At 66.7% G+C, this 14441-nt stretch carries 10 protein-coding genes; 1 reads left to right on the top strand and 9 read right to left on the bottom strand.

From position 1 onward, the window contains the following. Positions 1-8 precede the first annotated feature (8 nt). A complete protein-coding gene (locus tag MQE23_RS18160) occupies positions 9-836 on the top strand; it encodes an AfsR/SARP family transcriptional regulator (protein ID WP_051185653.1) in 828 nt (275 codons plus the stop codon). A 63-nt stretch (positions 837-899) separates the two neighbouring features. Here MQE23_RS18160 and MQE23_RS18165 read toward each other — a convergent pair whose 3' ends face one another. The 9 genes from MQE23_RS18165 to nusG all read right to left on the bottom strand — a co-directional run bounded on the left by MQE23_RS18165 (position 900) and on the right by nusG (position 14419). After that, positions 900-4799 (bottom strand): DNA-directed RNA polymerase subunit beta', encoded by a 3900-nt coding sequence (locus tag MQE23_RS18165; protein ID WP_020274899.1) that lies wholly within the window; start codon positions 4797-4799, stop codon positions 900-902. Between the two features lie 96 nt (positions 4800-4895). Beyond that, positions 4896-8381 (bottom strand): DNA-directed RNA polymerase subunit beta, encoded by a 3486-nt coding sequence (gene rpoB / locus MQE23_RS18170; RefSeq protein WP_020274898.1) that lies wholly within the window; start codon positions 8379-8381, stop codon positions 4896-4898. A gap of 575 nt (positions 8382-8956) precedes the next feature. Next, a complete protein-coding gene (gene rplL / locus MQE23_RS18175) occupies positions 8957-9346 on the bottom strand; it encodes a 50S ribosomal protein L7/L12 (protein WP_020274897.1) in 390 nt (129 codons plus the stop codon). 115 nt (positions 9347-9461) lie between these two features. Next, positions 9462-9992, bottom strand: coding sequence for a 50S ribosomal protein L10 (gene rplJ / locus MQE23_RS18180; RefSeq protein WP_010036787.1), 531 nt, complete (start codon positions 9990-9992; stop codon positions 9462-9464). Between the two features lie 295 nt (positions 9993-10287). Next, positions 10288-11115: a lipoprotein gene (locus MQE23_RS18185; RefSeq protein WP_020274896.1), complete on the bottom strand. Its 828-nt coding sequence runs from the start codon at positions 11113-11115 to the stop codon at positions 10288-10290. Positions 11116-11208: 93 nt separating this feature from the next. Further along, positions 11209-12066: a hypothetical protein gene (locus MQE23_RS18190; protein WP_243379614.1), complete on the bottom strand. Its 858-nt coding sequence runs from the start codon at positions 12064-12066 to the stop codon at positions 11209-11211. Positions 12067-12194: 128 nt separating this feature from the next. Next, positions 12195-12920: a 50S ribosomal protein L1 gene (gene rplA / locus MQE23_RS18195; protein WP_010036794.1), complete on the bottom strand. Its 726-nt coding sequence runs from the start codon at positions 12918-12920 to the stop codon at positions 12195-12197. 76 nt (positions 12921-12996) lie between these two features. Further along, the gene (gene rplK, locus MQE23_RS18200) at positions 12997-13431 is read right to left on the bottom strand and encodes a 50S ribosomal protein L11 (protein WP_010036796.1); all 435 of its coding nucleotides are present in this window, start codon (positions 13429-13431) and stop codon (positions 12997-12999) included. A gap of 163 nt (positions 13432-13594) precedes the next feature. Next, complete coding sequence (gene nusG, locus MQE23_RS18205; protein ID WP_243379615.1) at positions 13595-14419, bottom strand: transcription termination/antitermination protein NusG; 825 nt, start codon at positions 14417-14419, stop codon at positions 13595-13597. Positions 14420-14441 lie beyond the last annotated feature (22 nt).

Here is a 14441-nt window from a genome sequence, read left to right on the forward strand (position 1 = left end):
GGAATTCCATGGAGGTCGATGTACTGGGACCGCTCGCGGTCTCACAGCAAACCGCTTCGATCGTACCGACGGCCGCCAAACCGCGGACCGTGCTGGCCATGCTTGCCGTGCAGGCCAACCAGTTCGTCCCTCTCGCGTCCCTGATGGACGAACTGTGGTCGACGGAGAAGAAGCCTGCCAGCGCCAAGACAGCGATGCAGAGTTACATCCTGCATCTGCGTAAGAACATCGCCACGGCCGCCGGAAGGGATCCCGACGGCTGTCCCGCCAAGACGCCCGGGGCCAAGGACATCCTGGTCACCCTGCCCGGCGGCTACCTCCTGCGGGCCCCCGTCGGGCGAGTCGTGCTGGACAACTTCGAGCAACTGGCCGCGGCCGGCCACCGGGCCAGGGAGAAGGGCGATTTCGAGGCCGCATCGGAGAATTTCGCGCAGGCGCTGGGGCTCTGCCGCGGCCAGGCCCTGGCGGACGTGCAGGCCGGCCCCCGATTGCAACGGGAGGTGGAGAGGATAGAGGAAGCCCGGCTCAACTGCCTGGACCGCAGAATCGAATCCGACCTTCGCCTGGGCAGGCACCACGAGCTGCTCAGCGAGCTGCGGAGCATCATTGCGCAGCACCCGACCCATGAAGGCCTGTGCGCGCATCTGATGCTCGCGCTGTACCGCTCGGGGCGCCGATCGGAAGCTCTGGACGTCTACCAGCGCATGCGCGCCACTCTGGTCACCGAACTGGGCCTCGAACCCTCGCCGGCGCTCAGGCGCCTACAGCGCTCCATGCTGCTCTCGGACCACGGGCTCAGCGAGCTCAACGTCACCTGGGACGTCTCCACCTTCTGACCTGTACGCCAAAGGGCGGCCACCCCTCACCGAGGGATGGCCGCCCTTCACATGGCTGCTCGCTTACTGGTTGTACGGACCGTAGTCGTAGTCCTCCAGCGGCACGGCCTGGCCGGAGCCCGTGCCGAACGGCGAGTAGTCGATGTCGTCGTAGCCGACGGCCGAGTACATCGCGGCCTTGGCCTCCTCGGTCGGCTCCACCCGGATGTTGCGGTAGCGGGACAGACCCGTACCGGCCGGGATGAGCTTACCGATGATGACGTTCTCCTTGAGGCCGATGAGCGAGTCGGACTTGGCGTTGATCGCCGCGTCGGTGAGGACTCGCGTCGTCTCCTGGAAGGACGCCGCCGACAGCCAGGACTCCGTGGCCAGCGAGGCCTTGGTGATACCCATGAGCTGCGGACGACCGGAGGCCGGGTGACCGCCCTCCTGGACCACACGACGGTTCTCGGTCTCGAACTTCGAGCGCTCGACCAGCTCGCCGGGCAGCAGCTCGGCGTCGCCGGACTCGATGATCGTCACACGGCGGAGCATCTGCCGGATGATGATCTCGATGTGCTTGTCGTGGATCGACACACCCTGCGAGTTGTAGACCTTCTGGACCTCGCCGACCAGGTGGACCTGGACGGCACGCTGGCCCAGGATGCGCAGCACGTCGTGCGGGTTGGTGGCACCCACGGTGAGCTTCTGGCCCACCTCGACGTGCTCGCCCTCGCTGACCAGGAGTCGGGCGCGCTTCGAGATCGGGTACGCCGTCTCGTCGCTGCCGTCGTCCGGCGTGATGACGATCTTCTTGGTCTTCTCGGTCTCCTCGATCCGCACGCGGCCGGAGGCCTCGGAGATCGGGGCGACACCCTTCGGGGTACGGGCCTCGAAGAGCTCGACGACACGCGGCAGACCCTGGGTGATGTCGTCACCGGCCACACCACCGGTGTGGAAGGTACGCATCGTCAGCTGGGTACCGGGCTCACCGATGGACTGGGCGGCGATGATGCCGACCGCCTCACCGATGTCGACCAGCTTGCCGGTGGCCAGCGAACGGCCGTAGCACATCGCGCAGGTGCCGACGGCGGACTCGCAGGTCAGGACCGAGCGGGTCTTGACCTCCTCGACGCCGTGGCGGACCAGCTCGTCGATGAGCACGTCGCCGAGGTCGGTACCGGCCGGGGCCAGCACCTTGCCGTCGACCACGATGTCCTCGGCGAGGCAGCGCGCGTACACGGACGTCTCAACGTCCTCCGCCTTGAGCAGCGTGCCCTCGGCGTTCCGGCTCGCGATCTGCAGACGCAGACCGCGCTCGGTGCCGCAGTCCTCCTCGCGAATGATGACGTCCTGGGAGACGTCGACCAGACGACGGGTGAGGTAACCCGAGTCGGCGGTACGCAGAGCGGTGTCCGCCAGACCCTTACGGGCACCGTGCGTGGAGATGAAGTACTCCAGCACGGACAGGCCCTCACGGAAGGAGGCCTTGATCGGACGCGGGATCGTCTCGTTCTTCGCGTTCGACACCAGACCACGCATACCGGCGATCTGACGCATCTGCATCATGTTGCCTCGTGCACCCGAGTTCACCATCATGAAGATCGGGTTGGTCTTCGGGAAGTTGTCGTTCATCGCCTCGGCGACCTCGTTGGTCGCCTTGGTCCAGATCGCGATGAGCTCCTGCGTGCGCTCGTCCTTGGTGATCAGACCGCGCTCGTACTGCTTCTGGACCTTCTCGTCCTGCGCCTCGTAGCCCTTGACGATCTCCTTCTTCGCCTCGGGAACGACGACGTCGGAGATGGCCACGGTGACACCGGAACGGGTCGCCCAGAAGAAGCCGGCCGCCTTCAGGTTGTCGAGCGTCGCCGCCACGATGACCTTCGGGTAGCGCTCGGCGAGGTCGTTGACGATCTCGGAGAGCTGCTTCTTGCCGACCTCGTAGTCGACGAACGGGTAGTCCTCGGGCAGCAGCTCGTTGAACAGCGCACGGCCCAGGGTGGTGTTCAGCCGGAAGCTGTCACCCTGCTGCCACTCGGGCTCACCCTCCTCACGCGCCGGCGGGGTCCAGCCACGCGGCGGGATGGTGCCGACCGGGAAGCGGACGTCGATCCTCGACTGGAGCGACAGCTCGCCCGCGTCGAAGGCCATGATCGCCTCGGCGACCGAGGCGAAGGAACGGCCCTCGCCCTTGAGGTCGCGCATCTCGCCGTCGGTGGTGAGGAAGAACAGACCGAGGACCATGTCCTGGGTCGGCATCGTCACCGGACGGCCGTCGGCCGGCTTGAGGATGTTGTTCGAGGACAGCATCAGGATGCGGGCCTCGGCCTGCGCCTCCGCGGACAGCGGCAGGTGCACGGCCATCTGGTCACCGTCGAAGTCCGCGTTGAACGCGGTGCAGACGAGCGGGTGGATCTGGATGGCCTTGCCCTCGACCAGCTGCGGCTCGAAGGCCTGGATGCCGAGGCGGTGCAGCGTGGGCGCACGGTTCAGCAGAACCGGGTGCTCCGCGATGACCTCTTCCAGCACGTCGTACACGACCGTGCGGCCGCGCTCGACCATGCGCTTCGCCGACTTGATGTTCTGCGCGTGGTTCAGGTCGACCAGGCGCTTCATCACGAACGGCTTGAAGAGCTCCAGCGCCATCGCCTTCGGCAGACCGCACTGGTGCAGCTTGAGCTGCGGACCGACGACGATCACGGAACGCGCGGAGTAGTCCACACGCTTACCGAGCAGGTTCTGACGGAAGCGACCCTGCTTACCCTTCAGCATGTCGCTGAGGGACTTCAGCGGGCGGTTACCGGGACCGGTGACCGGACGGCCACGGCGGCCGTTGTCGAACAGCGCGTCGACGGCCTCCTGGAGCATGCGCTTCTCGTTGTTCACGATGATCTCGGGCGCACCGAGGTCGAGAAGCCGCTTCAGTCGGTTGTTCCGGTTGATCACACGGCGGTACAGGTCGTTCAGGTCGGAGGTCGCGAAGCGGCCACCGTCCAGCTGCACCATCGGACGCAGGTCCGGCGGGATGACCGGGACGCAGTCCAGCACCATGCCCTTGGGGCTGTTGCTGGTCTGCAGGAACGCGGAGACGACCTTCAGGCGCTTGAGCGCACGGGTCTTCTTCTGGCCCTTGCCGGTCCGGATGATCTCGCGGAGGCGCTCGGCCTCCTCGTCGAGGTCGAAGGACTCCAGGCGCTTCTGCAGCGCCGCGGCACCCATCGAGCCGTCGAAGTACGTGCCGAAGCGGTCACGCAGCTCGCGGTAGAGCAGCTCGTCGCCCTCGAGGTCCTGGACCTTGAGGTTCTTGAAGCGGTTCCACACCTCGTCGAGACGGTCGATCTCGCGCTGCGCACGGTCACGCAGCTGCTTCATCTCGCGCTCGGCACCCTCGCGCACCTTGCGGCGCACGTCGGCCTTGGCGCCCTCGGCCTCCAGCTCGGCCAGGTCGGTCTCGAGCTTCTTGGCGCGGGCCTCCAGGTCGGCGTCGCGGCGCTGCTCGATCTGCTGGCGCTCGACGGAGACGTGGGCCTCCAGCGAGGGCAGGTCGCGCGTACGGCGCTCCTCGTCCACGTACGTGATCATGTACGCCGCGAAGTAGATGACCTTCTCCAGGTCCTTCGGGGCGAGGTCGAGCAGGTAACCCAGCCGCGACGGAACGCCCTTGAAGTACCAGATGTGCGTCACGGGCGCGGCGAGCTCGATGTGGCCCATCCGCTCACGGCGCACCTTGGCACGGGTGACCTCGACGCCACACCGCTCACAGATGATGCCCTTGAAGCGGACGCGCTTGTACTTGCCGCAGTAGCACTCCCAGTCCCGGGTCGGACCGAAGATCTTCTCGCAGAAGAGTCCGTCCTTTTCGGGCTTGAGCGTGCGGTAGTTGATGGTCTCGGGCTTCTTGACCTCGCCGTGGCTCCACTGACGGATGTCGTCAGCGGTAGCCAGACCGATCCGGAGCTCGTCGAAGAAGTTGACGTCGAGCACTATGCGTCAATCCCTCTCAGGGTTGTAAGTCTTTGGTCTGATACGGGGGTCCTGGGGCCGGCGGGCCTTGGTCTCCCAAGGCCCGCCGGACTCCCGTCAGACCTCTTCGACGCTGCTCGGCTCGCGCCGGGACAGGTCGATGCCGAGCTCCTCCGCAGCGCGGAAGACGTCCTCGTCGGTGTCACGCATCTCGATGGACATACCGTCGCTGGACAGCACCTCCACGTTCAGGCAGAGAGACTGCATCTCCTTGATGAGCACCTTGAAGGACTCGGGGATGCCGGGCTCGGGGATGTTCTCGCCCTTGACGATGGCCTCGTAGACCTTCACGCGGCCGGTCACGTCGTCGGACTTGATGGTCAGCAGCTCCTGGAGGGCGTACGCGGCGCCGTAAGCCTCCAGCGCCCACACCTCCATCTCACCGAAGCGCTGGCCACCGAACTGGGCCTTACCACCCAGCGGCTGCTGGGTGATCATCGAGTAGGGGCCGGTCGAACGGGCGTGCAGCTTGTCGTCGACCAGGTGGTGCAGCTTGAGGATGTACATGTAGCCGACCGAGATCGGCTCCGGGAACGGCTCACCGGAGCGGCCGTCGAACAGCCGCGCCTTGCCGGACGGGAGCACCATGCGCTCGCCGTCGCGGTTCGGGATGGTGTGCTCCAGCAGACCGGCCAGCTCGTCCTCGCGGGCACCGTCGAAGACCGGCGTCGCGACGTTGGTCCGCGGCGGGACCTGGTCGGCGTCGATGGCCTGGAGACGCTGCGCCCACTCGTCGGCGAGACCGGAGACGTCCCAGCCCTGGCTGGCGAGCCAGCCGAGGTGGATCTCCAGCACCTGTCCCGGGTTCATTCGGGACGGGACACCGAGCGGGTTGAGGATGATGTCGACCGGGGTGCCGTCCTCCAGGAACGGCATGTCCTCGATCGGCAGGATCTTCGAGATGACGCCCTTGTTGCCGTGACGGCCGGCGAGCTTGTCACCGTCGGTGATCTTGCGCTTCTGCGCGACGTAGACGCGCACCAGCTGGTTCACACCGGGGGGAAGCTCGTCGCCCTCCTCGCGGTCGAAGACGCGCACACCGATGACCTTGCCGGTCTCGCCGTGCGGCACCTTCAGCGAGGTGTCACGGACCTCACGGGCCTTCTCACCGAAGATCGCGCGCAGCAGGCGCTCCTCGGGCGTCAGCTCGGTCTCACCCTTGGGCGTGACCTTGCCGACGAGGATGTCACCGGCGATGACCTCGGCACCGATGCGGATGATGCCGCGCTCGTCGAGGTCGGCGAGGACCTCCTCGGAGACGTTCGGGATGTCCCGGGTGATCTCCTCGGGGCCGAGCTTGGTGTCACGGGCGTCGACCTCGTGCTCCTCGATGTGGATCGAGGAGAGGACGTCGTCCTGCACGAGGCGCTGCGACAGGATGATCGCGTCCTCGTAGTTGTGACCCTCCCACGGCATGAACGCCACGAGCAGGTTCTTGCCCAGCGCCATCTCGCCCCGCTGGGTGGCCGGACCGTCGGCGAGGACCTGGCCCTCGATGATCCGGTCGCCCTCGGCCACGATGACCTTCTGGTTGACCGAGGTGCCCTGGTTGGAGCGGGCGAACTTGGCCAGGCGGTACGTGATGTACGTGCCGTCGTCGTTGGCGGTGGTGATGTAGTCCGCGGAGACCTCCTGGACCACACCGGCCTTCTCGGCCTTGACCACGTCGCCGGCGTCGACCGCGGAGCGGTACTCCATGCCGGTGCCGACGAGCGGGGACTCCGCCTGGATCAGCGGAACGGCCTGGCGCATCATGTTCGCGCCCATGAGGGCACGGTTGGCGTCGTCGTGCTCCAGGAAGGGGATCATGGCGGTCGCGACCGACACCATCTGGCGCGGCGAGACGTCCATGTAGTCCACGTCCTCGGGGCCGACGTAGTCGACCTCGCCGCCCTTACGGCGGACCAGCACGCGGGCCTCGGCGAAGCGGAGGTCGTCCGTCAGCGGCGCGTTGGCCTGCGCGATGACGAAGCGGTCCTCCTCGTCGGCCGTGAGGTAGTCGACCTGGTCGGTGACCTGGCCCTCGAACACCTTGCGGTACGGGGTCTCGACGAAACCGAACGCGTTCACACGACCATAGGTGGCGAGCGAGCCGATCAGACCGATGTTCGGGCCTTCAGGGGTCTCGATCGGGCACATGCGGCCGTAGTGCGAGGGGTGCACGTCACGGACCTCGAAGCCGGCCCGCTCACGGGACAGACCACCCGGGCCGAGCGCGGAAAGACGCCGCTTGTGCGTCAGACCCGACAGCGGGTTGTTCTGGTCCATGAACTGGGACAGCTGGCTGGTGCCGAAGAACTCCTTGATGGAGGCGACGACCGGCCGGATGTTGATCAGGGTCTGCGGCGTGATCGCCTCGACGTCCTGGGTCGTCATCCGCTCGCGGACGACACGCTCCATACGCGCCAGACCCGTACGGACCTGGTTCTGGATGAGCTCGCCGACGCTGCGCAGGCGGCGGTTGCCGAAGTGGTCGATGTCGTCGGTCTCGACGACCACGGACGTGCCGTTGTCACCGACCGTCTCGGTCTCGCCGGCGTGCAGCTTCACCAGGTACTTGATCGTCGCGATGATGTCCTCGACGGTCAGGATCCCGGCGTCCAGCGGGGTGTCCGTACCCAGCTTCTTGTTGACCTTGTAACGGCCGACCTTGGCCAGGTCGTAGCGCTTGGGGTTGAAGTAGAGGTTCTCGAGCAGCGTCTGCGCGGCCTCACGCGTGGGGGGCTCGCCCGGGCGCAGCTTGCGGTAGATGTCGAGCAGCGCGTCGTCCTGGCCCTGGGTGTGGTCCTTCTCCAGGGTGGCGCGCATGGACTCGTACTCGCCGAACTCCTCGAGGATCTGCTCGGTGGTCCAGCCGAGCGCCTTGAGCAGGACGGTGACGGACTGCTTGCGCTTGCGGTCGATGCGGACACCGACCATGTCGCGCTTGTCGATCTCCATCTCCAGCCAGGCACCCCGGGACGGGATGATCTTCGCGGAGAAGATGTCCTTGTCGGACGTCTTGTCGATGGAGGAGTCGAAGTAGACGCCGGGCGAACGGACGAGCTGCGACACCACGACACGCTCGGTGCCGTTGATGACGAAGGTGCCCTTGTTCGTCATGAGCGGGAAGTCGCCCATGAAGACCGTCTGAGACTTGATCTCACCGGTCTCGTTGTTGGTGAACTCGGCGGTGACGAAGAGCGGGGCCGCGTACGTGAAGTCGCGCTCCTTGCACTCGTCGATCGAGTTCTTCGGCGGCTCGAAGCGGTGGTCGCGGAAGGTCAGCGACATCGACCCGCTGAAGTCCTCGATCGGGGAGATCTCCTCGAAGATCTCCTCGAGCCCGGACTTGGTGGGGACGTCCTGACCGTTCTCGAGAGCCTCCTCGACCCGACTCTGCCAGGCGGTGTTGCCGAGCAGCCAGTCGAAGCTCTCGGTCTGCAGCGCGAGCAGGTTCGGAACCTCGAGAGGCTCCTTGATCTTTGCAAAAGAGATGCGCAGCGGGGCAGTGCTGGCGGCGTTGTTCGTATTCGCGGTCGAGGCGTTGCGCGAGGCGGCCAAGAGGGGGTCCTTCCGAGGGCTCGGACTCACTACGCGCGTACCGGCCCCTCTCCCGTACACAGAGACAAGCTGCGTCGGTCCGGCCTAAAGGCCAGGTCAGACAGCTCTTGTCGTCGATGCTCGGGCGAGGGCAGACCCCTGGTGACGGGCAGGGGACAGCTAACAGGCAGCGCAAAGGGTCAGTGTAGCCACTTGGCACACTGATGTCCAGTCCGGGTTGTGAAACCCGTGTTGACCCTCGTTGTTCCACTCCTGCGACAAGGCGCTGCCCTCAACGCACGTTGATACTGCCCTCTTCGTCGCCGATCCATACCTCGGATTCGGATCCTTGTGACGACGCGTCCTGAGAATTGCGCGCTGCGTGCGGTTCGTCAAGGCCCCCCTGCCCGAACCGGGGCCCCGCCCAGAGACACGACGAAGATCACCATACCCCCCGCCACAGAGGGTGCAAGGCAACCGTGGCCGGACCCCGGAAACGCCGAAGAGCGACCACCCGGATGGATGATCGCTCTTCCGCGCTTACGCGTTACACGCCCAGCGGGACGTGTCGTGGATCCTGGCGGATCCGGGAGGTCTTACTTGACCTCGACGGAGGCACCGGCGCCCTCGAGGGACTCCTTGGCCTTGTCGGCGGCCTCCTTGTTGACCTTCTCCAGAACCGGCTTCGGCGCACCGTCGACCAGGTCCTTGGCCTCCTTCAGGCCCAGGGAGGTCAGCTCACGCACGACCTTGATGACCTGGATCTTCTTGTCGCCGGCACCGGTGAGGATGACGTCGAACTCGTCCTTCTCCGGCTCGGCCTCGGCGGCGGCGGCGCCACCGGCGCCACCGGCCATGACGACCGGGGCGGCCGCGGCGGCGGTGACGTCGAACTTCTCCTCGAACGCCTTCACGAACTCGGAGAGCTCGATGAGGGTCATCTCCTCGAACTGCGCGAGCAGGTCTTCCTGGCTGAGCTTCGCCATGATTGGCGGTCCTTCCACTAAATCGGCAGGTGCCGGATGTACATGTGAGGCGGGCGTACTACTGGCCCGCGACGGCCTCCGCGTTCAGGCAGCGGGGGCCGGGATGCGAGCCGAGTTACTCGGCACCGCCCTGCTCGTCCTGCTTGGCACGGAGCGCGTCCACGGTGCGGACGAGCTTCGACGGCAGCGCCTGGAAGACAGAGGCAGCCTGGGACTGCTTGCCCTTCATGGCACCGGCCAGCTTGGAGAGCAGAACCTCGCGGGACTCGAGGTCCGCAAGCTTCTTGATCTCATCGGCGGACAACGCCTTGCCGTCAAGGACGCCGCCCTTGATGACCAGGTTGGGGTTGTCCTTGGCGAAGTCACGGAGACCCTTCGCCGCCTCGACCGGGTCACCGGTCACGAAGGCGACGGCCGACGAACCCGTGAAGAGGTCGTCGATCGCGGTGATCCCGGCCTCGTTGGCCGCAATCTTGGTCAGCGTGTTCTTCGCCACACGGTAATGAGCGTTCTCACCGAGTGAACGACGCAGCTGCTGCAGCTGCGCCACGGTGAGACCGGTGTACGCAGTAACGACAGCGCCGTTGGAGTCGCGGAACTTGTCCCGCATCTCCTCGACGGCATCGACCTTGTCAGGCCTCGCCATGAGCCTCGGCCTCCTTCCGGGTGATTCGGACCGCGCGGACCCGAAGGAGGACTGGGGAAAACGAAACGCCCCGGCGCAGGGGCACGGGGCGCAGCTCGACCGCTTGCACGCACGCACGGGGCGGCGGACTACGGGAGCTTCTCCAAGTGTCACCTGCGCGGGCCGTCCGCCGTTCAGCGGATCCTTCGGCCACCGCGCCCTCGTCCGAGCGCGCGGTAAACGACCAGCGGTCTTTGGCTTCTGTAGGAGGGTACGGGAACGGATCGCCGTCAAGCAAATCCGCCCGTACGACGGATCAGCTCGCGTCGAGTTCCTTGAACAGGTCGGCGAGGTCGGCGACGTCCTTGGCCGGCGGGGCCGTGACGTTCACCGGCTTGTTGTAGTCGAGGAAAGTGATGGTCATGTCGAGCGGGCCCTTGTCGGCGTCGCCCTTCATCCGGAACTGCTTGGTGTGGTCGTCGCCGTCGACCCACATGTCCATCGTGAGCTTGTCGACGCCCAGCTTCTCGTACTGCTTGATGCTCTTCTCCCGCTGCTCGCGGGTGTCCGCCTTGCCGTCCTTGAGGGACGCGCGGAGGTCCTTGAGCGTGACGGTGCCCGTGTAGTGGGTCGTCTCGACGCCCTCGACCTTCTCGGAGCCGACCTTCTTCACGTCCTTGGCGCCCGTGAGGAAGGTGGACTCCGCCGCCGGGTTCTGCTCGGCCTGGCTGGTGGACCCCAGTTTGTCCAGGTCCTTGCCCGCGTCGGACCCGGACAGGTCGAACTTCATCCAGGTCTTGCCGTCCATCTCCTTGGCCATCTCGGCTCCCCCACCGATGTACATGGCCTTGTCGACGAGGCGAATCTCCACGGCCTCGGTGGCTCCCTGGGCGGGCGCCGTCATCTTCATGCTCATGGCGATCGTGGGCTTCAGGCGCATCGACGCCTCACCCTTGACCTGGCCCGACTCCGGCACGGTGCCGCTCATGCGGTAGCGGAGGGACGTGATGTCCTCCGTGTTCTTCGCCGCCTTGGCGACGGCGGCCGCGGGCGTCATCTCCGGCGACTGCTCCGAACCGCAGCCGACCGCGCCGGCGGCGAGCAGCAGGGCACCCAGCCCGGCGACAGGTATGGATGTCTTCATTGATTCCCCCCAAGGAATGCGTGGTTGCTTCACAGCAAGGCCGTGAGCCTATCCCAGAGGGGCACAAGTGATCTATGCGGATTCACGGGGAGCTCAGGGCGTACCCGCCTTCTTCCGCATCAGGTCCTCGAAGTCCCCGGTGTCGGACACCGGGGGCCGCTCGGCCCGGACCGGCACGCCGTAGTCGCCGTAGTGCGCGGTCTGGGTCATCAGGCCCGTGCTCATCCGCGCCTTCTCCACCTTCTTGACCAGCAGGTTCCGCTCGTCGATCCAGATGTCGACGGTCTCGGTGGTGACACCGGCCTCCGTGAGCTGCTTCTTCAGGGCGGCGTCGGTGACGTCCGCGGCGGCCACGGTGCCGGAGTAGTGCGTGGCGCGCCGGCCGCGCACGGACTCCTCGCCGGCCTTCCTGACGTCCCCGGAGGCCAGCAGGAGCTTCACGGACTGGTTCGGTGTGGTGCTGCGCATCTGGTCGCCGAGATGGGCTCCGGAACCCCCGGCGAGGGCCTTCAGGTCCTCGTAGGCGTACCGGATCCAGTGCTTGCCGCCGGCCTGCTCGGCGAACTTTTCGCCCATGCGCGCGTAGTAGGCGTCGGGCAGGTAGCGGGCCTCCATGGAGGTGCTGCCGAGCCTGCGCATCGTGTCGGCCAGGGCGCCGCCGGTGTACGTGATGCTCAGGGTGCCGGTGATGCCGTCGCCCCAGCCGAGGGTGCCGTCGGCGGTCATGGACATCAGCGAGCCCATGGTCGTCGTGGACTCGACCCGGGCCGATCCGGCCCGCTCGGTGGCGCGCTCGGCGGAGCGCAGGGCCGCGACGGACCGGCCGTGGGCGGCGCGGTCGTCCTTGCGGGGGCCGTCGGAGGAGTCCGCGGAGGTGCAGGCGGCCACCCCCGTCAGCGCGCTCGCCACCGCGAGCACCAGGCCCACGCTGCGCACGGTCCTGCCCTGCATACGTCCCCCCGTTCGCATCCGGTTCCCGCACGTTAACCCAGGCCACCGGCGTACGTACCGGAAAAGGGAACGGGCCCCGCACCTGTGAGAGGTGCGGGGCCCGTGACCGGTTGCGTGAGCTGTCAGGCTCAGACCGCGGCCGGGTCCTCCTCGACGAGGAGGTTGCGGGTGCGGTTCGGGTCGACCGGGATGCCGGGGCCCATCGTGGTGGTGATGGCGGCCTTCTTGATGTACCGGCCCTTGGCGGCGGACGGCTTCAGACGGAGGATCTCCTCCAGCGCGGCGCCGTAGTTCTCCACCAGCTTGGTGTCGTCGAAGGACGACTTGCCGATGATGAAGTGCAGGTTCGCGTGCTTGTCCACACGGAACTCGATCTTGCCGCCCTTGATCTCGGTCACGGCCTTGGCCACGTCCGGGGTCACGGTGCCCGTCTTCGGGTTCGGCATCAGACCACGCGGACCGAGCACACGGCCGAGGCGGCCGACCTTGCCCATGAGGTCCGGGGTGGCGACGACGGCGTCGAAGTCCAGACGGCCCTTCGACACCTCGTCGATCAGCTCGTCGGCGCCGACGATGTCGGCGCCCGCGGCACGCGCGGCCTCGGCACGGTCGCCGGTCGCGAAGACCAGGACCCGGGCGGTCTTACCGGTGCCGTGCGGGAGGTTCACGGTGCCACGGACCATCTGGTCGGCCTTGCGCGGGTCGACACCCAGACGGAAGGCGACCTCGACGGTGCCGTCGAACTTGGTCGTGGAGGTCTCCTTGGCGAGACGGACGGCCTCGAGCGGGGCGTAGAGCTTCTCCCGGTCGATCTTGGCGTCCGCAGCGCGAAGGGACTTGCTGCGCTTGCTCACTACTGCTCCTGTGGATTCTTAGGAGTCGTGGTCCGGGCCGAGCAGGCCCTGCCACTTCTGCTGATGGGGTTGGGGCTCAGCCCTCGACCGTGACGCCCATGGAACGGGCGGTGCCGGCGATGATCTTCTCGGCGGCGTCCAGGTCGTTGACGTTGAGGTCGGGCATCTTGGTGGTGGCGATCTCGCGGACCTGGTCACGCGTGATCTTCGCGACCTTGGTCTTGTGCGGCTCGCTCGAGCCCTTCGCCACGCCCGCGGCCTTGAGGATCATCTTCGCGGCCGGCGGGGTCTTGGTGATGAAGGTGAAGGAGCGGTCCTCGTAGACCGTGATCTCCACCGGCACGACCCAGCCACGCTGCGACTCGGTCGCGGCGTTGTAGGCCTTGCAGAACTCCATGATGTTGACGCCGTGCTGGCCCAGCGCGGGGCCGACCGGCGGGGCCGGGTTGGCGGCACCGGCCTGGATCTGGAGCTTGATGAGCCCCGTGACCTTCTTCTTCTTGGGAGGCATGTGCTCTCTCCGGGTCCTAGTGAGAGTTTTCCAGCCTCCGATCCGGATCAGCCGGATGGAGGCATACCGCACAACGATAACGGGTATCTATGCGCGGCCAAAAACCGAGCAGGTCAGGCAGACTCCAGGAGCCCGTCTGACCTGCTCGGAAGCCGGGGTGGTGCTAGTTCTTCTGGATCTGGTCGAAGGAGAGCTCGACCGGCGTCTCGCGGCCGAAGATCTCCACGAGGCCCTTGACCTTCTTCGAGTCCGGGTTGATCTCGTTGATGGTCGCCTGGAGCGTGGCGAACGGGCCGTCAGTGACGGTGACCGAGTCGCCGACCTCGAAGTCCAGCACCTGGACCTCGACCTTGCGCTGCGGAGCCGGCTTGCCCTCGGCCTCGGCGGCCTCGCGGGCGGCCTTCTCCTCGGCCTCCGGGGCGAGCATCTTGACGATCTCGTCCAGCGTCAGCGGGTACGGGTCGTAGGCGTTGCCCACGAAGCCGGTGACACCCGGGGTGTTGCGGACGACGCCCCAGGACTCGTTCGTCAGGTCCATACGGACCAGGACGTAGCCCGGGAGCTTGTTCTGCTTGATCGTCTTGCGATCGCCGTTCTTGATCTGGACGACCTCTTCCTGCGGCACCTCGGCCTGGAAGATGTAGTCCTCGACGTTCAGCGAGACGGCGCGCTGCTCCAGGTTGGTCTTCACGCGGTTCTCGTAGCCGGCGTAGGTGTGGATGACGTACCACTCGCCGGGCAGGACCCGCAGTTCCTCGCGGAGCTTCTCGATCGGGTCGCGGTCGTCCTCGGGCTCTTCCTCGAGTTCTTCCGCGGCCTCTTCGGCGTCCTCGGTCTCCGCCTCGGCGGCGTCGTCCGCGACGGCGTCGGCAGCCTCGACCTCGGCGGAGGTCTCGGTGTCCTCGCTGTCCGCGCCCTCGACGGTGTCGAGCTCGTCCTCGACGGACTCGACAGGCTCGATGGCGTCGTTCACGTTCGGGTCAGACACGGTGGCTGCTTCTTCCTGGATA

The organism is Streptomyces sp. HP-A2021, assembly GCF_022807935.1.
Taxonomy (GTDB): Bacteria; Actinomycetota; Actinomycetes; order Streptomycetales; family Streptomycetaceae; genus Streptomyces; species Streptomyces afghaniensis.